Genomic DNA, 20,764 nt, shown 5'->3' on the forward strand with positions numbered 1-20,764 from the left:
GTGGTTTTTCCATACCCCTATCCATAACTCATCTTTTTTGTTGCAGGCAATCGCCTTCAACAGTCATTGCATTTTCTTGAATATTCTATTTATAACCGCAACCTGCAATTATGATTAAGTTGGCTTTGCTAAAAACAATTGCCTGGATATTGGTAATAATATCCTGTGCACTCGCTCCGGTATCCGCACAAACACTCCTCACAGAAAGTTTCAACTATACCGGCGGCACTCCACTTACCAGTAACAACTGGACAGTCCGGGCATCAGGAACACCCGTTATTAATGTTTCTGCAGGCAACTTAAATCATAGTAGCAGCCTTACAAATGATATCGGCAATAAAGTACAGCTAACAAATACCGGCCAGGATGTATATCGTACATTCACATCCAGCAATACAACACTGTATGCCGGGATGGTGGTGAATGTTTCGGCAGCAGCTACCGGCGACTTCTTCTTTATACTAGGTAACAGCACGTCGCCGGAAACCTATGGCAGTAAGATCTATATCAGGTCTGATGGCAGCGGCGGATTCAACTTTGGAGTTGTTCGCGGTACTGGCGGAACACCGGTATACGAATCCACATCCCGTTCATTTGGGACCAACTATTTCCTGGTACTGAAATACGAAGTGGTGGCAGGCGCTACCAATGACGCCATAAAACTGTATGTTGACCCATCACCTGTTGCAACTGAACCAGGAGCAGCAGCTGTTCAATACAATGCCGCCACAGGCGCAGAGATCTCTGCCTCCTACCCTTTATCATCGGTTGGGTTGTACCAGGGAACAGCAGCCGCTGCCGCTACGCTCCAGATCGACAATATACATGTATCCACCACATGGGCAGGCATTACAACCGACCAATTTGATTACGGCGACGCCCCCAATACCTTCAACAATACTAAAGACGGTGTTTTTGCACCTGCCGTACACAAAACACTTGCCGGTCTAAGGATAGGCGCAACGCAGCCCGACGCAGAACCGGCTCCGGCCTCTGTAGCGTCCCCCAATAATAACAACGCTCCTAACGGTGACGGCACAGACGAAGATGGTATCGATGTTAGCACTGATATACTTAAAAAAGGTTTATTTTTTAGCATAAACGTCCCCGTTAGCAACCCGGCCAGCACAACATCGTATCTCTATGGCTGGATCGACTTCAACAATAACGGCGTATTCGAATTATCAGAAGCCGCAGATGCAGTTAAAACCATTACAACGGCAGGCAGCAGTACACAAGTGCTCACATGGGCAGCCGCCAAATCAGCTGCTATCCCCGATGGCATCGATAAGCTTTATCTCAGATTACGCGTCAGTAACCGGTCGCTGATCGACTTCACAACAGCCGCATCAGGCGGTGCACTGATAGATGAGCGAAGCATCGGCAACGGCGCCGCCAGCACAACCAATGCTGCCGACCATGCACAGGTGACTTCCGGCGAAGTAGAGGACTTCCAGATCGACGTTACACGTATCTACGATTTTGGAGATCTCCCGGCTAGTTTCGAAAACGATCTTTCCGGCGCCCCACGGCATGCCATACACGCAGAAGGAGGCCTGGTGCTGGGTAGCCTGATAGACCTTGAAACAGAAGCGGCTTCTGTAACAAGCCCACAGGAAAATAACGGCGCCGGAGATAATGCCAACGGACAGGACGACGAAGACGCGTTAACTTCTCCGCCCAGCGTAATCAAGAACGTAGCTTACAGCATTACTGTTCCTGTAAAGAATCCAACTGCTGCAGCTGCATCAGGATACCTGTATGCCTGGCTGGATCTGAATGGTGATGGAAAATTCACTTCCGATGAACTGGCATCCACCGGAACAGGAACTACCGGCAGTATTGCCATTGGCGCAACCACCAACCGCACACTCACCTGGAGCACCACACAAACCAATATCATCAACGCCGCCTCTTCAAATATTTACCTGAGGATCAGGCTCTCTTCTATAGCGCTTTCCGACTTTACTACAGGCACCAACAATGCGCTTGTTGACGAAAGAGCCATCGGAAATGGCGCTACCTCTACTTCCAACTCAGCCAATGCCACCACCGTATCGCTGGGCGAAGTGGAAGACTACCAGTTAAGTGTAAACGAATTTGATTTCGGAGATCTTCCTGCTGCGTATGAAAACGGACTTGCAGCAAGACAGATCGCCGTGTCTACCCGCCGCATCGGCACGCTGATCGATTATGAAACCTCGGCCGCTTCCGTTGCCGCAGGATTGGACAACAATAACAATAACGGAGACGGAGAAGATGAAGACGGTCTGAATGCAACCGATTTGCCTGTAATAAAAAAAGGCGCACCCTTTACTTTTAACATACCTGTTACCGTTAGCGCCACTTCGCAGCTGATAGCCTGGATAGATTTCAATGGCAACGGGCAGTTTGAACTTTCGGAAGCAGCCTATACAGCAGCTACCGGCGCCACGCAGGGCTATCGCGCAATTGCGGCAGGCGCCAGTACTCAGAGTATTTATTTCAGAGGATCACAAACCAACCTGCTCACCGGAAGCCATGCTTACCTGCGCATCCGTCTCACCAGCACCGCTGGCACAGATAACGCGGCAACAACCGGAGTAGATGAGCGCAGTATCGGTGATGGATTATCCACCGCTGTATATGGCACTCCACAGGAAGGTGAAATAGAAGATTACCAGCTGGCAGTAACCACTGATCTGGATTATGGAGATGCACCAGCCAGCTACGAGAACAATAACGCAGCGGCGGCTGTCCCTGCCCGTCAGTATACCACAGATGACCTGTTCATGGGAAATGCCTATGGCCTGGAAAGCAGTCCTTCGCCTGTTATCTCCCCCGCAGACAATAATGGAAATAATGGAGACGGAGAAGAAGAAGATGGACTGTCCGCTACACAGCTGTATATAAGAACAGGAAGCAATAATATTTACACGGTTACGGTAAATAATACTACCGGCGCCGCTGCAACTTTATATGCCTGGATAGACCTGAACAATAATGGAAGATTTGAAACAGGAGAAGCGGCAACCGCTGTATCGGTAGCCAATGGCGCCACTACAGCCAACATCACTTTTACGGCTGCCCAGGTGAATACCATAACGGTAGATAAAGTGTACATGCGCCTGAGGCTTTTACTGCCTAATACCGATGGTGCTATCGGCGATAATGCAGCCACCACCGCCATTGATGAACGCTCCATTGCAGACGGGCTCTCTACCGGTTTATATACCACGGTCTCCCTGGGAGAAATTGAAGATTACCAGCTGACCATCATCAAAGATTTTGGCGATGCTCCCGCTTCTTATGAAAATGGCGATCCGGCCTCTCAAACCAACAGTAGCGCTCCTTCCGTACTTACCCTGGGTAATACGATCGATTTTGAGCTGGCCCCTGCATCTGTTACAACACCTTCAGACAACAATACAACTAACGGCGATGGCGCTGACGAAGACGCTGTTACTACACCACAAACCATTACAAAGGGCGCGCCATTTGTATTGCAGGTGCCGGTAACAATCGGACAGACATTAGCAGCCGGCACAAAATACCTCTATGGCTGGATAGACCTTGACGGTGATGGCGAATTTGATGTAAACGAACAAACACAGGCTACATTCACCAATACTGCTGCAGGCTCTCTCTTACTGACATTGACATGGACCTCAGCACAAACCAATTCCTTAACACCTGCAGTGATCAGTTCGGGAAAAACCTATGTAAGACTAAGGCTTTCGTCTGTCAGCATAGCCAATGCCGCTGTAGGCACAGCCAGAGACCAGAGAAGTTATGGCAAAGGAAATGCAGATGGCGAAATTGAAGACTACCAGTTACTGGTAACCGATCTGGCAGATTTTGGCGATGCTCCCGCTGGTTACGAAAACGACCAGGCTGCTTTACCGGTTCCTGCAAGACAGGCGTCTTCCGCTAACCTTAAACTGGGAAATAATGCACCGGATGTGGAGAGCTCTTTAGCGAATGCTGTAACGGCTCCCGCCTCCAACAATAGTCCCAACGGAGATGGTACAGATGAAGATGGCATATTGGAACTGATACCTGTTTACGATGGCATTGCCTACAGTGCGAAAGTAAGTGTGTTCAATAATTCAGGCGCTGCCCGTACTCTGCATGGCTGGATCGATTTCAATAACAACGGTCGTTTTGAGAACACTGCCGGCGCCCTGGAATATGCCAGCGTGAGCGTGCCTGCGTCCGCATCACAACAAACGGTAACATTGACCTGGACAGCCGCGCAAACCGCCGCCATCCCCGCACTGACCAACAACCTGTATATGCGCTTACGCATTACCGATGGCGCTTCCGTGGCCGACAATACAACATCCGCAATAGTGGATGAACGGGCCATTGGTGATGGATTGTCCACCGGAATATACGGCACATTGGCACTCGGCGAAATAGAAGACTACCAGCTGCAGGTGATCACTGATCACGACTACGGCGATAACCCGGCAAGCTATGACAATGACCGCACCACTCCCACTCCATTGCCGGTACCGGCACGCCAGGCCATCAGCCAGGCATTGTACCTCGGCCAGCATCCCGCAGATGCTGAAGCCACAGCACAGCATTCAGCCAATGCCAATGGAGATAATATACTCGGTGTAAACGATGAAGACGCGGCCACTCCGGGCGTCATTACACGCGGTGGTGGTTATGTACTGAACGTTTCAGTCACCAACAACACAGGATCAGCTCAAACCTTACACGCCTGGATAGATTTCAATAATAACGGTCGTTTTGAAAATGCAGGAACTGCGCTTGAATATACCAGCGTATCCGTACCTGCATCTGCCAATCCACAAACGGTAACGCTCATCTGGAGCGCAGCACAAAGCAATGGCATTCCCGATCCCGCAACACCGGCACAGCTTCATATGCGATTGCGCATTACTGCAGGCGCCGTTGCCGACTTTACTGCAGGCACTAATAATGCCCTGGTAGACGAACGCGCCGTCGGCGATGGATTGAGCACCGGAGTATATGCAGCATTGGCATCCATTGGCGAAGTGGAAGATTATGTAATTCCTGTTAGCACCAATTACGATTATGGTGATGCCCCGGCCAGTTATGAAAATGGTTTGCCGGCAAGAAATATTTCCTCAGCCCTGTTACAGATAGGCGGCACCCCCGATGTGGAAGCCGCCGCACAAAGTGTAGCAGCCAATGCCGACAACAACGGAACTAACGGAGATGGCGCAGACGAAGACGGCATCGATCCATCGCTCCATAAAGTGAGCCCCAACACAGTTTTTTCTCTCCCTGTAAGGGTAACCAATACCTCTGGAACCACACGTGCCCTGATGGGATGGATCGACTTTAACAACAACGGAATATTTGAAGATGCGGAAGCAGCCACCTTCGCAAACGTTGTAACAGCTACTTTTGATGGTACTGCAACACTCACCTGGACTGCTGCGCAAAGCCGCAATGTGAATACAGCTCACCTGTACATGCGTTTACGATTCATCAATGCAGCGGCAACCAACAATGCCGGCACATCAATGGATGAACGCGCATATGCAGACGGCGATGCAACAGGGGTATATCTTGCAGGGCCCAGGGTGGGAGAAATTGAAGATTACCGGCTTGAAGTAAACCCAACGTATGACTTTGGTGACGTTCCTCTAACCTATGAGGCCAATGCTGCTGCTGCAACGGTTGCAGCACGCCACCAACCAGCATCCACATTGTTCATTGGTGCAGTGTATGACACGGAAGCAACAGCAAATACTGTAGCTGCCAATGCCAACAACAATAATCCAAATGGCGACGGCGCGGATGAAGATGGCATAACCATGAGTTTACCCACCCTGATACCTGGCGGCTCCTATAGCCTGGCAGTAAATGTATTCAAAAGCATTACCGGCACCGGCACACTGCATGGCTGGATAGACCTTAACAATGATGGAAGGTTCTCTGCCGGCGAATATGCATCAGTGCCCGTAACTGCTGCTACCGGCGCACAAACAGCTACCCTCTCCTGGTCGGCTACTCCTTACAGCGGAGTGAGACCCACAACCTATATGCGCATTCGATTTACCACTACTGCCCTGGCAGACAATGCAGCTACACCCGCAGTAGATGAACGCTCTATCGGAGATGGATTGAATACAGGCTTATATGGTACAACGCCACCGAATGGAGAAGTGGAAGATTATATTATTCCTGTAGATGAATCCGGCACTATTCTTCCACTGGCAGATTGCGGAGGACTTGGTAGTATGGATCCGGTGCAGGCAGGTTTTCATGCTACTATTGTAAGACCAGCCAGTGGCGGTTACCTGATCTTTGGCGAAAACACCCACGGTGATGGTTTAACCAATTTGACTTCTCCCACCCTGCTGGTATCCGGCAGTAATGGATTCAACTTTAATGGAGAAGTAAGAATGCTGACAACCGGTTCTTCCAGCGCCTATAACCTGGCTCAATATTTTGCATTGACCACAGCAGGCCTTTATGCATGGGGCACCCAGGGAAGAGTAGTAGCCACCAGTGTTACCAGCAGTACCGCTATGCAACCCATCAGCCTCCCTCCGGGCATTGCACCAGCACAGGTAAAAATGATAGATGCAGGCAGCTCTTATACAACCACTGGTGCAGCCGGAAGTTATTCAAGCCATAATGGTTCGCTGGCTTTATTGACTACCAGTGGCCAGGTTTGGATAAGAAGCAGTGTAAACAGCCCCAACACCACAGACGCATTCAATGCAGTTCAGGGAGATGGCAACCTCCTGCCTGATAACTCCAGCACAGGCTGGCACCTGGTACAAACCAGCGCCGGCGTACCGCTGACCGGCATGTTGGATGTTCGTACAACCGGCACCGTGGCCATGGCTACTGATGGCGTGAAGTTGTATACATGGGGACGGAATATGTTCACCGGAGACGGAACTGCAGCCACTACCCTGCATTACGCAACAGAAATGACAAGTCCTGCAGCACTTTCCACCCCTATTAAACAGATCGATATCGGCTACGGCAATAATATAGCAGCATCCTATTTTGTACTTGACCAGGCAGGTGTGGTGCATGTATTGGGCAATAACAATGCAGGACAATTGGGCATTGGAAATACAGTAACACAGTTGAGCTGGAACAGGATTACACAAAAGAATGAAGAGCCGGAAATAGCCGGCAACCAAACGGATATTACTACACCTATAGGTGTTGTAACCAAAATATCAACCAATAACCACGATGCGTTTCACGGTCGTCTCATGCTGATCACCGCTGATAAAAGAGCTTATCATACCGGAACCAGTAACGGCAGCACATCAGGCACCGTTTCGCCAACAAGTACGATGATCCCTACTGCTATGACCAGCTCCAATGGGACCACTCTATTACAGGGAAAGATCACCCATATTGAAGCAGGAGGACATATCAGCGTTATGGCGAAAGAAGGCAGCGATCGTTATGGATATGTTGGCCACACCGCCAGCGGCTCCGATGGCTGTAATGGTTGTACCGGAAGCCCCTCGGAATACAACTTCGATCAAACGCCGTCTACAGGCCCTCTGTGTGGTATCCAGGCCTTCGACTTCGGTGACCTGGATAACAGGTACAACCTGAAAGACAGTGCAAAACATGAGATCACTTATGCACAGCAATCCAACCCGTTAAAATTAGGCGCTCTTGCCGCTGACGCTGATGATGGACCGCAGATCTCTGTCGATGGTGCAGAGAACAATGCAGATGGAGACAATATAGACAGTAGAGGTAATGATGAGGATGCGTTTGTTTCATTACCAGCAAAAGTCCCCGGAGATTATACAATAGCAGTACCGCTCACCAATATCACTGGCAGCACGGCTTATTTATATGGATTCATAGACTGGAATGGTGATGGCGCTTTCAGTAGCAATGAAACGGTGGTTGTTCCTGTGCCCAGTTCAGCATCGCAACAAGTGATCAATATCACCTGGACCGATCCGGAACTAACGTTATCGGGTACCTGCGTAAGCGATGCCGAACAGCTCAGAAGCTTTGTACGCCTGCGCCTGACAACTGATGTGCTATTCGACCACACTGCTACCACCGCAGTAGATGAACGCAGCCACCTGCTGGCCAGCGATGGAGAAGTGGAAGATTATTATCTCGACTGGACTCCGCAATCAACGCAATTGGATTATGGCAATCTACCGCATGAAGGCAGCCCGGTAAACTGGAGCAGGGCCTCTGCCACACTGACTTCAATGGATCTCAGCACCAGCAGGATCTGGCTGGGAGATAACAACAACTATCCCGATCAGGGATGTGCTTCCAACCAGGCACGCAATGGCGGATTGGTGGTAAAAAAAGCAAGCACTGCAGTTCCGGGCAGCGGTACAGCAGCTGATCCATTCCTGTTGGATGTAGACAATCCTTCCGGCACCTTCAATTTTGAGATCACTGTAAATGGCAATGGTTCGCCCGCCAATGTATACTGGGGAGTTTGGGTGGATGCAAATGGTAATGGCAACTTTACAGATGCAGATGATGTGTTTACTTCGGGCGTAACACTGCACGGAAGCCCGGTAACAGTCACTGCACCACTAACCATACTCAACGGAGGAACCAATACCGGCGCTCTTAATGGCGCGATCCGTGTGGCAGCATCAGCCCAGGATGCAGGTTTCAGTAAACTGCAAAATGGCGCAGTAAATGTGGTGAATGGAGAAATAGAGGACTACTATATTGCATACCTGACAGCACTGCCGGTAACCCTGATCAGTTTTGACGCCGTCAAGGATGGTCGCAATACACAATTGACCTGGAAAACCGCCGAAGAATTGAACACGGCAACTTTCGAAATAGAACGTTTGTCTGGCAATTCCAATCAATGGATTACGATCGGTAAAGTAGCAGCGGCAGGCAACAGCACAGTTGAACGGCAATATCGATTCACTGACGACAATGTATATCCGGGTGCTAATTTTTACCGCTTGAAAATGATCGATCTGGATGGGAAACTGGCATATAGCAGGGTGCGCTTCGTAGATTTTGGAAATGAGGCATTCCCCATCACCATGTCGCCCAACCCCGCCAGCGATATAGTTACCATCAAGGGACTTACCGGTTCCAACAGGATCCAGCTGCTTGATGTAAGTGGCAGGCTGATCCAGCAGTTCAACAGCAATGATCCCATACAAAAGATCAACATAAGCAAACTCACGAAAGGCGTTTACATGGTAAGGATATTAAAAGATGGACAGGTTACGGTTACCTTAAAGTTGTTAAAGGGATAGGACTTAAGTAAGTTTTACTTTTGAAATCACAAAAGCAGAAAACCCACTCTGGTAGTGGGTTTTCTGCTTTTGTGATTATTATTTCTCTTTTGTAAACAAGAGCCTCATCTTTCTTAGCCTTTGACATGTTTCCAACTTATTTCAGCAACTGTTCTTGATTCGGAACTCAACCTGAATTGTATGGAAGCATTCAATTTCGCTGCAAGGTCCGCTACCAGCTGGAGCCCTAATCCGGTAATGCCAACTGCCTGTCCGGTATTATTAATGATTGATTCATATTCCTCCTGAGAGAATCCTTTGCCCTCATTGGTGATCGTTAGAATGGCCTGATCTGGGTTATCAGTAAAATCAAATTGAATGGTCCCGTTTTTCGGAGACGCTTTTATTGCATTTTGAAACAGATTGCGGATGATGGTTTGCAGGAAATAAGCATCTGTAATTACCAGGTCTCCCTCTTTTACACGATTATCAATATGGATGCCCCTTGACTCAATATCCAGCTGCAGCAAATCCTGACATTGATTAATGATGGGCAGCAACTCAGTTTCTTCCGGAACAATATTGAATTTTTCCATTTGAGTCTTGCTCCACAGGAGAAGATCCTCCATCGTATCAAGCAAAGCTCCTGTTGCCTCCTGTATTTTCGTACTCAACTTATTTCTCTCTTCCTGGTCTACCAGTTCTGGCGACATTTGATGAAGCCTTAAGAACTGATGCACCTGGTTGATGGGCGACCGAAGGTCGTGGCCAATGATGCTGAATAACTTAACCTTGGTTTGATTTGCCTGCTCAAGGTCTTTATTCAGCATGGCGAGCGCCTTGTTTTTTTCATCCAGCAGGTCCGCAGTGCGTTTTTTATTCCTGTAGATCATCAGGGCCAGCGCTGCAATGATGAGCAGGAGAACGATCCCTCCTGTAAGCCAAAGCCGCTGTTTTCGAGCGTCACTTAATTCCAGATCCTTTACTTTTAGTTGCTGGATCTTTTGTGAATTCTGATACTTTCCTTCTATCTCTACAAAATTCTTATCGGCAGCGGCAAGTTGCAGTGTATCCTTCAGTTCGCTATATCGATCCAGAAAATGATACGCGTCTTTCCACTGCCCCAAAGCTGCGTAGGACCGGGCCAAAGTATTCTGGATATTCGAAAGCGCAAACTTATCAAAATCAAAAGGGGCGTCCATTACGGGCCTTAAGAACTGTATGGCCTGCTTATATTTTCCTTCTTTATAAAGCACTTCTCCCAGTACAACATTTGCCTGGATCTGATCATCAACCTGCTGAGATATAAGTGCATTGGACTGTGCCAGGCGGGCATAGTGTTCAGCATTTTTTATATCTTCTTTCTTCAGATAATAGTCTGCATAAAGTCTGTTGGCTGTACTCAATACATTATATAGCGTATCGCCTGGAGGCATCTCCCTGTAAATCCGGTCATAATAAACAGCTGCACTGTCAGTCTTTTCCATCGCCAGATAAGCCCGGAAATAGCCGAGGTACAAGGATTCTTCCCCTTCACGCAGTGCAATATCACCAACGTATACCCGGGCTTCATCCAGGTATTGAATGGCTTTTTCATTTCTCCCCAATTCACTGTAGAGGTTGGCCAGATTGGTCAGATGATAACCCACATTCCGGGTGCTGGTGATCAGGGTGTCTGTTTGGAGGAGCTTCTTATACAATTCTATCGACTCCAATTTATACTTAATGGCATTTTCATAGTCGCTAATATCACTGTAGTAGGTGCCTAATGCTTCAAAAGTGAGTTGTTTGATATTGGGCTCATTAGAGGTAGCGGCAATTTTCTTCATCCTGTCAAGCGTGTGTTTACGCATACCTACGTTCAGTATGTAATCATAAACATAGTTCAGCCTGCTCAGACCGGTAATTTCATAATTGACCGCATCACACTTTTTTGCAAGCTCCACGGATTTTTCGAGGTAATAAGCTGCGCTGTCGAATTGCTTAAGTTTTTCGAAGGCACAGCCTGTAAATAAGAAAAACATGGAATGACGTCTGTAATCATTGGGAAGGCATAATTGCAGCCCGTATTTAGCTTCCTGGATCAATAATTTACTGTCAGACTTCCCGGAGGCATTATAGCCTAACAACTCATTGAGGTATTCTCTCCAGGCATCAATTTTATCTTCACGTGCAGGGATCTGTGAAAGATCAGGACGTGTTTGCGCCGTCAGTTGCTGCAAAGTGCACCAGGCAACTACTATAAAAATGAGACGTCGTAAGATGATCCGAAAGTCCTGATCAGGATTTTTTGCTTCCATGTATCGATTTAAGCTGTGCCAATGAAATACGGTAGGTTTTGCCAACAGGCAGATCTATATCGTTTACCCCAATGGTATTATGGGTTATGCGGCTAACTTTTGCTTTAGCTACTGCATAGCTGCGATGAATTCGTACAAATTTTTCAGACCGGAGATTTTCCAAAAAAGAACCGAGAGTAGCCAATGTCAGGTAGTCTTTACCGGAAGTAACAATTTTGGTATAATCTCCAAATGCTTCCAGGTAGCTGATCTCATTTACATTGAGATGGATCTCATGATGCCCGTCTTTGAAAACGATCTTCTCAGTTTCGATCAGTGTTACATATGCTTCTGCCTTTTGTTTGATCAACAGGAATGCTCTCAATCGTTTCAAAGCCTGATCAAATCTTTCAGTTGTCAATGGCTTCAGGATATAATCAAAAACATTGAGCTCAAAGCTTTCCAATGCGTACTCGGGATGCGAAGAAACAACAATACAAAGAGGCGCCCGGGCCCCAAGCCCTTTTAAGAATTGCAGTCCATTTAGGCCGGGCATATTAATATCAAGTAGTAAAATATCAGGTTTAAACTCCCTGATCGGACCAACTGCTTCCAGAGCCGAAGCAAAACTGCCTAATAGCCGTATGGAATCCCTTCCCGCCAATTCTGACTCAATAGCTAATCTGTCAAGGTAGTTATCGTCCAGGATAACACATGTCAGGAGATCGGTCATAAGGTTGGACTCATTTGAGATCAAATATATAAAAAAAAGACTATCCCTTTCCTTTACCGATTATTTCGTACCGGTCATCGATCCTCTTTGCCCCGCTGGTGCAGGCCCAGTAGTTTTATTATCGAAAACAGCCAAATCTAAATTAAGCTTTGACCCATGAAAAAGTATTTGATCGTTGCAGCAATTGCATTGCTCTCTGTATTGGTGGTGTATAGCTCTGGAAAGAAAATAGAACCAGCAGAGCCCCACATTTCAAACACCTATGATGGCACTGTCAATGCCACGCTCACAGCCGGCGGCAAAGAATTTAAAGTGACAGGATCCTGCGGCACATTGGAAGCCGGGTTCGGAGACAAAAAAGTAAAAAAAATAGCCGGTAACCATAAAGAAGTTCCCACACGCGCCATCAACATCACTTTCCTGGATAACCAGCTGCCGACCAAAACAACGAAGTATACTATTGTAAAAGCCAGGAAGATCGGAGAAGCCAGGGATACAGATCCATCGCATGTTACCATCTGGATAGGCGAGATCATCAACAAGTACGAGGCTGGTAAGATCGTCAGCACTACAAATACAAGCTGGTACTCCAGCAATAACTCCGGACAGATCACCATCAATGTGAATGGCAATAAGATTACTGCCAGCCTCGATGGGATTGTTCTCAAACCCAGAACCGCCGCCGATAACCCTATTCCCAGCAAGCTGGATGTACTGGGCAATACGGGCGCTTTTGCCAGTGATGGCAAATTAAGCGGCACTATTGACATAGCTAAGAAATAACGCTAAAAGCTGATCCCATGAAAAAGATAATAGCTACACTCAAAAGCCTGCATATACTGGTTTTGGTATGCTGGCTCAGTAATGCATCTGCTCAAAAAATAGATGTAAAGGAAAAAGCTAAAAATGCAGCAACCAACAGAGCTGACCGGAAAGTTGACAACTCTATAGACAAAGGTCTGGACAAGATCGAAGAAGGTATCGGAGGCCTGTTCAAAAAAAAGAACAAATCAAAAAAAGAGAACAACAAAGAAAAGAGCGATGAAGAAAGCAAGGGCAAAAATGGGAAAAAGAATGATGGAGATGCAGGGAATCAGTCGCAGCCCTCATTTGCCTCTTATAATAAATTTGATTTCATTCCTGGTGATAAGATCCTGGCCTTTGATGATTTCATGCAGGATGCCCCCGGTGATCTCCCCGCCAAATGGAATAGTACCGGGGCTGCAGAAATTGCTACCATCAACGGCTCTGCATTCAACTGGGTGCAATTAAGCGGTGGTGATGCATATTTCAATCCACAATACATTACCAAAATGCCAGATAACTGCACAGTGGATTTCGATATGATCATCAATTACAGCAAAGTGGAGTATGCTTATTACCAACTCAGGTTTGGCATCGAGATCATATCCTCTGCCGCCGCAAAAGCCCAAACGGAAAATGCCAATGTGAGCGCCAACACCGGCATCTGTTTTAACATCCATCCCTACCCTGATCAGGAAATATATGCTATCAGCTACGTAAAGGGAGAAACGCAACTTGAGACCAAAGCACAATTTGCAGCCCTCAGCAATCCCAAGCCCATACATGTTTCAATCATGCGCCAGCAACAAAGGATAAAGATCTATTTCAATGATAAGAAAGTGTATGATCTGCCGCAGGGATTACCGGCAGCGCCGAATTATTATCTGCGCTTCAGTGCGTTGATAGATAACCGTAATGATGATAAGAACACAGCAAAGATGTATGTTTCCAACCTGCGATATGCCGCAGGCAAGCCTGATATGCGCAACAAATTATTAACAGAAGGCAAACTGGTGACCCGTGGTATCCTGTTTGATCCGGGCTCGGCCATTGTGAAACCTGAATCGGCCGGTGTACTGAAAGAAATCGCGGCTATCCTGAACGACAATAAAGAACTGCGGGTAAAAATCGTAGGCCATACTGATAGCGATGGAGACAATACTAAGAATCAGCAGTTATCTGAAGCCAGAGCCATGGCCATCAAAAGTATATTGGTTGAACAGTACAATGTGAATGAGGATTATATGACTGCCGAAGGGAAAGGAGAAACACAACCTGTGGATGCCAATACCACTGCAGCCGGCAAAGCGAATAACCGAAGGGTTGAGCTGATCAAATTATGAACATCCCAATACTGACCGCTCTGAAACCAACCACTTTATTACCTCCGAAAGTCTGCAAAATGATGAAAACAAAAATTATAACATTTGTTGCTTTAATAGTGATCCTCGTCTCCTGTTCTAAAAGCAAGGATGGCTCCACTCCTGTTGAAAACAAGGAATGGCAATTCATGCACACGGTAAATATCCATCCTTCCAAAAATGGAATTGGCCTGGATTTTTATCAGTACAAGGGTGAGCAGGTGAGAATTCTTCAATTTGAATTCGACGACTACACTACCCTGTTTTTTTTGGATAGTTTAACCATAAAACCTGATGACCCGCGTTTTCCAATCAGCTCATTTGAGGGATATATAACCACGGATAATCAGTTTTTTGATAAGAAAGCAAACAAGGTATTTTTTCCGGGTTCTACCAAATGGACTAAGGGAGATGCGCCGCATTTCAGCACTTCCGTTGATTTTGAAACGAGATTCACTGCTATGTCCGCAGCCGATAAGAACGCTGCCAATTACGACGCCTGCCTGTACTCGTTTGAAAACCCGGCAACCGCTTCGGTTGCTCAGAAAACCTATCTGTTTTTTAACTTCAAAAATAACAAGACATCTTACTACGTACCAGGAAATACGCAATTCAACAAAAAGACAGGTACAATAGCCGAATTATTCCCTAATGGAAATACAGTTGACTGGACTAAAATAGATGCAGCCTGCACCAATACTGAAGTAGGATATACTGGTGGAGATGATATTTATTTTTTCGATTTCGAAGCTAAGAAGGTCTATCTCTCAGCCCGCATCAGTAAGACCAATGGAAATGCAAAAATGACACAAGTAGAAAAGGCGCTGGATTTTAGCGAAGTATTTAATAAAAGCCCTGGCAGTACGGGCAGCAAAGAACCTTTTGATTTTAGCAAATAGCATTATTCTTTACCAACACACTTATAATAATCCAGAATGAAACCAATAGTATTAATAGGTGCATTTGTTATAGCATCTGCTATGGCATGTTCCAAAAAGGATGACGGCAAACCTGCTCCTGTTGAAAAGAATGTGTATGTGGCAGGCTATGAATACGGCAATAATTTTGGCGTAGCAAAATTATGGAAAAATGGCGTAGGCACTGATCTGACCGATGGCAAACTCAATGCAAAGGCTATTGATGTATTTTTCAACAATAATGACTTATACGTAGTGGGATCACAATTGGAACCTAATAATATCAATGTAGCCAAATTGTGGAAAAACGGAGTGGTCAGTAATGTTTCTGGCAGTAAGAATTATACAGATGTAACTTCGGTATTTGTCAATAACAACAATGTATATGTAACCGGCACCGAAGAAATCAACGGGGTTACTGTAGCAACCGTTTGGAAAAATGGTAATGCCAATAATTTAACTACTACCAATATCATTGGCGGGGCTAATGATGTATTCTGCAGTGGTAACAACGAATATGTTGCCGGGTTTATCCGTAAAGGGAATGTATCAGTAGCCCGGATCTGGAAAAATGGTTCAAGTACTGATCTGAGCAATGGAAGCTTCAGTGCAAGTGTCCAGGCTATTTTTGTACGGGATAACGATGTATATGCAGTCGGGCGCGAAGCTACTGCCTCAGAATTTAGTATCGCAAAATTATGGAAGAATGGTGTAGCAACAGTTCTAAGCAAAAAAGAATCCGCCGCAATGGCAATTTTTGTTTCTGACAATACCGTGTATGTTACTGGCTTCGAAGGTGAAGCAGCCATGTTATGGACAAATGGTGTTCCAACCAAATTGTCAAAAGATGGCAATGATGCTTTTGGCTATTCAGTTTTTGTTGATGGAACGGATGTTTATGTAACGGGATATGAAAATATCGCGGGAACTCAAAAAGCTGTTATTTGGAAGAATGGCGTTTCAACCATTTTGTCCAATAGTCCGAATAGCTCAAGAGGTTTGAAGGTGTTTGTGAAATAGATATTTGCATAAAGAAAACCCGCTCTGAGAGCGGGTTTATAGTTCGCCTTATACCCTGAGAGCCTTTGCCTAATTTTTTTCGATTTTAACCACTTTTACTTTTCCATCGCTCCATGTAATTACCAGTACGTAGTTTCCTGTTGGTAAACCGTTCAGCAATAATGCAAACTGATTATTGCCCGTTTGTACAGCTACCGTTTTCCCATACATCAAAGCACCACGACTATCATACAACCGCAGCGTGGCAGCGCCGGCGGTTTCTGATTGTATGCTCACCCAACAATTTGTTTGCACGGGATTAGGATATACTTTGATACTTTCCGGCTGACCGCATCGGCTAATCAGGACCGGTGAATAAGATTGGCTGCCATCCAGGTCCCGTTGCATGATCTGGTAATAGCTGGTGGCCGAAGGTGATTGCGGATCAGTATATGAATAGGATGAGATAGCCTGGCTGTTGCCTGCTGCTGATATGGTTCCTATGGCCGTCCAGCTAAAGCCATCGGTACTGCGTCGCACCACAAAGGAAGCAGTGTTTTGTTCTTCCTGTGTTTTCCAGGTAATGCGTGTGCCGCCATTTATACATCGGGTATTGAACGAAACCCATTTTAGAGGAAGTGGGTTACCAGGCGATGAAAGCGTCCATCGGGAAAAATCGTTCAGCCCAGTTTTGCTCACATAGTTGTTGGTAGTATTACGTGTATCGTTACCCTGGCTGGACCAGTTGATATTATCCGTACTTTTCCAGAGCACCAGGCTGTTTTCATCGAGCCCGTTCAATTCAGCATCGAAATAGTTTAGTTGCAGCGTAGCGTTGAGCGAAACATTATTGGCGGGTGTGATATCGTAATAACGTAAAATACTGTTACCGGCACCCGAAGCATTAGTTTGCGATACATGCCCACGGCTGATAACGGTGTTGCCCAGATTTGCTGCCGAGGAAATAACAGCCCCCAGGTTACCCGGGTTCGCGGATGAAGGAGCATTGAGCACACTCGTGATCTGCACATAGCCACCATTGGTACCCGTTAGATAACTGGTTTCCGATTCGCCATCCAGCAATGCGTCAGGTTGCAGCAAAATATGCTGCGCATTCAGGTCAATGATCCCCGAAATGAAGTTAATAGCCGAACCTATTTCTATCCCCTGTTGCAGGATCAATTTGGCATTGCCGGTTTTGGCAATCTGCAATTTATCGAACAAGGGAACCGAGATGCCGGATATAGAATTGTTGGAGTTGCCATTAAATATGATGGTGCCCTGTCCGGCAGCCAGGCTGATGGCGCCATCGTTATCGAGGTCAGTGTTGTTCAGCGTGATCACAGCGCCTCCTGTACAGGAAATGGTTGCGCCGGATTGAACTTTCAATTGTGCCTGCGTGAAGCTAACTGTTAAGCAAACGATGCTTATCAGCAAGGTCAATCGGGCATTGTATATCTTACAATTCATAAGGTTCTTTTGTTGATGTTTCCATACTCCCCCTGGCTCATTGTTTTTTCAATTGCTCCAACCGTTTGAGCAGGTCAGCCATTTGTTCGCGGAGTTCCGTCCTCAACTTTAGATTCTCTGCTTTCAGGTTTTCTATTTCCCTGATCAATTGCTGTGTAGCGCTGATGTTCAGTGTGGTCAATGCATCATAATCCACATTCAACAGATCGTTTACCTTTTTACCATATACAAATATGTTTTCAGTGACAATCGCAGGTATGGTGAAACTATCGGGACCGTTAACTGTTATCACATACGTTCTTTCACCGCTTTTATCCAGGATCAGTTTTACTTCATCACCCGTGATGAATCCATGAGGTTTACTGGTAGTGATCACTGTTGACCCGTCAATATTTTTTACAGATCTCGCTAATTCCAAAATGGTAGGGATTGTTCCCCTGCCCTGGCTCACTGCAACCGGATATATTTCTTTTATCTGCTGCGCGATCACCTTTTTTTGCCGGCCACTCCCCTGGCTTATTTCATCTTTATAGGTATAGTCTGTTACCTGGATCTTCTCAAGAATAGCCAGGTCTGCCTGGTTATCGGTAATACTGATTATGTTTTTGATCCTTGCATCAGAGGTAGCCAGGTAGCCACCACCATTTGACCAGACCCAGCCATCAGCACGTAGTACGATGCCACCGGATGAGCTCACATCCTGCACAATATTGGAAGTGTTTACGTGAAAATAGGATCGCTGCTGGCTGGGCGCTCCGGCAGTTGATCCTCCGGTGATATGCAATTGCGCTCCGGGGCTTGTTGTACCTATACCCACCCAGCCATTGTCTGTAATGGAACTATTCACCAGCACACTGCCATTCCATTTTGAGATTTGGTTGGGGCTCATACTGCCCACCTTTGGATCTGCTTCCAGCCAATTGATAGCCGCCCAGCTCGCATTACCGGATGCATCTGTTCTTAATACATAATTATTAACGGCGCCTGTTGCCATTTGGAAATTGGTGGTTTTGGTAGTACCCGCCACATCAAGCTTGGTAGCCGGTGAGCCTGTACCTATTCCAACATTCCCTGCGCCTGAAATATCAGTGTTGATAGCATAAATAACATTGGCGATGCTTACCTGGTTGCTGGCGTTGCCGTTTGGTACCTGTGCGTTATAACCGATGGCAGTATTGTTTGAACCAGTAAAAAGAATTTGACCTGCCCGGTTACCCATTGCCGTGTTATTGATCCCTGTTGTATTATTGGCTAAAGCCCTTTCACCGATGGCGTGATTACCACTCCCTGTTGTATTTAAGCTCAAAGCCTCATTACCTATCGCAGTATTGTTATTCCCGGTTGTATTGGCGTTTAATGCAAAGCCGATAGCAGCATTATTATAGCCGGTTGTATTACTAAGCATAGTGGACCCACCAATAGCAGCATTACCGAAACCGATAGTATTCAGCCTTAATGCGTCCGCGCCTATAGCTACATTGTTCCAGCCTGTTGTATTTGTGAGTAAGGTATTATAGCCTACCGCGGTATTGGATGCTCCGGTAGTATTGGCTTTGAGAGAATTGCTTCCTGTTGCGGTATTATACCTCGCCGTAGTATTTGCAGCCAATGCATCAGATCCGATCGCTACGTTATTCCAGGCTGTAGAATTTGCTGCCAATGCACCTGCACCAATAGCTGTATTGAATCCTCCGGTGGTATTCACCACCAATGCATTTACTCCAAACGCAGAATTGGAATTACCATCTACATTCGATGCCAGTGCCCTGTAACCTACGGCTGTGCCGGATCCGCCAGTGGTGTTGGCAGCCAGCGCCCACATACCGTTAGCCACATTGTAAAGCCCTGTTGTGTTGGAAAGCATGCTTTCGAAACCAACAGCCGTATTCCCGGGAACTGTAGAAGCCATTAAGCTTCTTACTCCCATTGCAGTATTTTGCCCGCCTGTTACATTACTGGTTAAAGCCTCCAGTCCCACAGCAGTATTTTCATGACCGGCTGTAACACTTGCCAATGATCTTGTACCCAATGCAGTATTTGAAACACCCGTTCTATTACTGAACAGTGAACGGTAACCGAAAGCCGAATTCTCGGAAGTATTCATAGAATTACTCAGCGCCTCAAAACCTATGGCAGTGTTATTGTTTCCCTGCTGGTTGTACCTTAATGCATGATACCCCATAGCAACATTATAACTACCGCCTGAATTCAATTGCATGGCATTGGTGCCAATGGCCATATTTCCTGATCCGGTGGTATTATTGATCAGTGCATACGAACCAATGGCAACATTTGCGCCACCATTTGTATTGGAATAGAGCGTCCGATGACCGATAGCCGTATTTCCATACCCATCGTAATTTGAATAAAGTGCATTGTATCCGACAGCAACATTGTTTGATCCATTCCTGGTAGATGCCAGGGCATTAGCTCCTATACCGGTATTTTCAGCACCTGTAATGGGATTTAGTAATGTTCCGTTCCCGAATGAAGTATTGGACCAGCCAAGCCTGCCGGACAAAACTCCATTCCTCTTAAAAAAGATATCAATATCATCAGTTGTACCAATAAAATGTGCACCTGCACTGGTTCCTGCGTTACCTCCGATGTTCCACGTTGTGCCAATGGCAGCACCTGCCAGCGATACCCAACTTGTGCTGTTATTGTTCCAGTAATAAAAACCAGGCTGATTACCTCCAGCCGCAGTGGTCAGATATACCAACATGCCATGCTGAAGGATCGTAGGATTTATTGCCGGAAACGCATCAATCCTGGGAAAGATGATCCCATCTGTATTGGCAGGTGTGGCAGGATTAGTGGCCTTCACCTCTAATGTGGCATTTGGCGTTGTAGTGCCAACACCTACATTTTGTGCAATAAGACCGGCAGGAAGCAGTATACTGAAAAGTAAAGGATACAGTGTTTGGGGTCTCATGGAATTGTTTTTCAGTGGTGATTGTTTTTTTATAGGAGAAAGCATATAACTGAGCGC

At 46.4% G+C, this 20,764-nt stretch carries 9 protein-coding genes; 5 read left to right on the forward strand and 4 right to left on the reverse strand.

The genetic code is table 11. The annotated features are described in order from the left end of the window. Positions 1-110 precede the first annotated feature (110 nt). Positions 111-9,230, forward strand: a complete 9,120-nt coding sequence (locus FSB84_RS23950) for a T9SS type A sorting domain-containing protein (protein ID WP_130540379.1) — start codon at positions 111-113, stop codon at positions 9,228-9,230. A 113-nt stretch (positions 9,231-9,343) separates the two neighbouring features. On the opposite strand, the gene FSB84_RS23955 is transcribed toward FSB84_RS23950, so the two are convergent. Both FSB84_RS23955 and FSB84_RS23960 read right to left on the reverse strand, forming a co-directional pair. After that, complete coding sequence (locus FSB84_RS23955) at positions 9,344-11,509, reverse strand: ATP-binding protein (RefSeq protein WP_130540380.1); 2,166 nt, start codon at positions 11,507-11,509, stop codon at positions 9,344-9,346. Continuing rightward, positions 11,490-12,221, reverse strand: coding sequence for a LytR/AlgR family response regulator transcription factor (locus FSB84_RS23960; RefSeq protein ID WP_130540381.1), 732 nt, complete (start codon positions 12,219-12,221; stop codon positions 11,490-11,492). The genes FSB84_RS23955 and FSB84_RS23960 overlap by 20 nt, the downstream gene beginning before the upstream one ends. A 156-nt stretch (positions 12,222-12,377) precedes the next feature. Here FSB84_RS23960 and FSB84_RS23965 point away from each other — a divergent pair, with 156 nt between their 5' ends. From FSB84_RS23965 to FSB84_RS23980, 4 genes are all read left to right on the forward strand, one after another. Beyond that, positions 12,378-13,004 (forward strand): hypothetical protein, encoded by a 627-nt coding sequence (locus tag FSB84_RS23965; RefSeq protein ID WP_130540382.1) that lies wholly within the window; start codon positions 12,378-12,380, stop codon positions 13,002-13,004. Between the two features lie 17 nt (positions 13,005-13,021). After that, positions 13,022-14,368, forward strand: coding sequence for an OmpA family protein (locus FSB84_RS23970; protein ID WP_130540383.1), 1,347 nt, complete (start codon positions 13,022-13,024; stop codon positions 14,366-14,368). 59 nt (positions 14,369-14,427) lie between these two features. Continuing rightward, positions 14,428-15,285: a hypothetical protein gene (locus FSB84_RS23975; RefSeq protein WP_130540384.1), complete on the forward strand. Its 858-nt coding sequence runs from the start codon at positions 14,428-14,430 to the stop codon at positions 15,283-15,285. 81 nt (positions 15,286-15,366) lie between these two features. Beyond that, entirely contained in the window at positions 15,367-16,323 is a 957-nt protein-coding gene (locus FSB84_RS23980) for a hypothetical protein (protein ID WP_130540385.1), read from the forward strand. Positions 16,324-16,392: 69 nt separating this feature from the next. Here FSB84_RS23980 and FSB84_RS23985 read toward each other — a convergent pair whose 3' ends face one another. Then, entirely contained in the window at positions 16,393-17,772 is a 1,380-nt protein-coding gene (locus FSB84_RS23985; protein ID WP_130540386.1) for a T9SS type A sorting domain-containing protein, read from the reverse strand. Positions 17,773-17,809: 37 nt separating this feature from the next. Beyond that, positions 17,810-20,707 carry a beta strand repeat-containing protein gene (locus FSB84_RS23990; RefSeq protein ID WP_158644088.1) on the reverse strand — a complete coding sequence of 966 codons (2,898 nt, stop codon included), beginning with the start codon at positions 20,705-20,707 and terminating at the stop codon, positions 17,810-17,812. Between the last annotated feature and the right edge of the window lie 57 nt (positions 20,708-20,764).

The organism is Pseudobacter ginsenosidimutans (assembly GCF_007970185.1).
GTDB lineage: Bacteria > Bacteroidota > Bacteroidia > Chitinophagales > Chitinophagaceae > Pseudobacter > Pseudobacter ginsenosidimutans.

Bases quoted from the DNA above. Each gene is read 5' to 3' on its own strand.
- FSB84_RS23950 (WP_130540379.1), top strand. From the start codon at position 111: ATGATTAAGTTGGCTTTGCTAAAAACAATTGCCTGGATATTGGTAATA.
- FSB84_RS23955 (WP_130540380.1), bottom strand. From the start codon at position 11,509: ATGGAAGCAAAAAATCCTGATCAGGACTTTCGGATCATCTTACGACGT.
- FSB84_RS23960 (WP_130540381.1), bottom strand. From the start codon at position 12,221: ATGACCGATCTCCTGACATGTGTTATCCTGGACGATAACTACCTTGAC.
- FSB84_RS23965 (WP_130540382.1), top strand. From the start codon at position 12,378: ATGAAAAAGTATTTGATCGTTGCAGCAATTGCATTGCTCTCTGTATTG.
- FSB84_RS23970 (WP_130540383.1), top strand. From the start codon at position 13,022: ATGAAAAAGATAATAGCTACACTCAAAAGCCTGCATATACTGGTTTTG.
- FSB84_RS23975 (WP_130540384.1), top strand. From the start codon at position 14,428: ATGATGAAAACAAAAATTATAACATTTGTTGCTTTAATAGTGATCCTC.
- FSB84_RS23980 (WP_130540385.1), top strand. From the start codon at position 15,367: ATGGCATGTTCCAAAAAGGATGACGGCAAACCTGCTCCTGTTGAAAAG.
- FSB84_RS23985 (WP_130540386.1), bottom strand. From the start codon at position 17,772: ATGAATTGTAAGATATACAATGCCCGATTGACCTTGCTGATAAGCATC.
- FSB84_RS23990 (WP_158644088.1), bottom strand. From the start codon at position 20,707: ATGAGACCCCAAACACTGTATCCTTTACTTTTCAGTATACTGCTTCCT.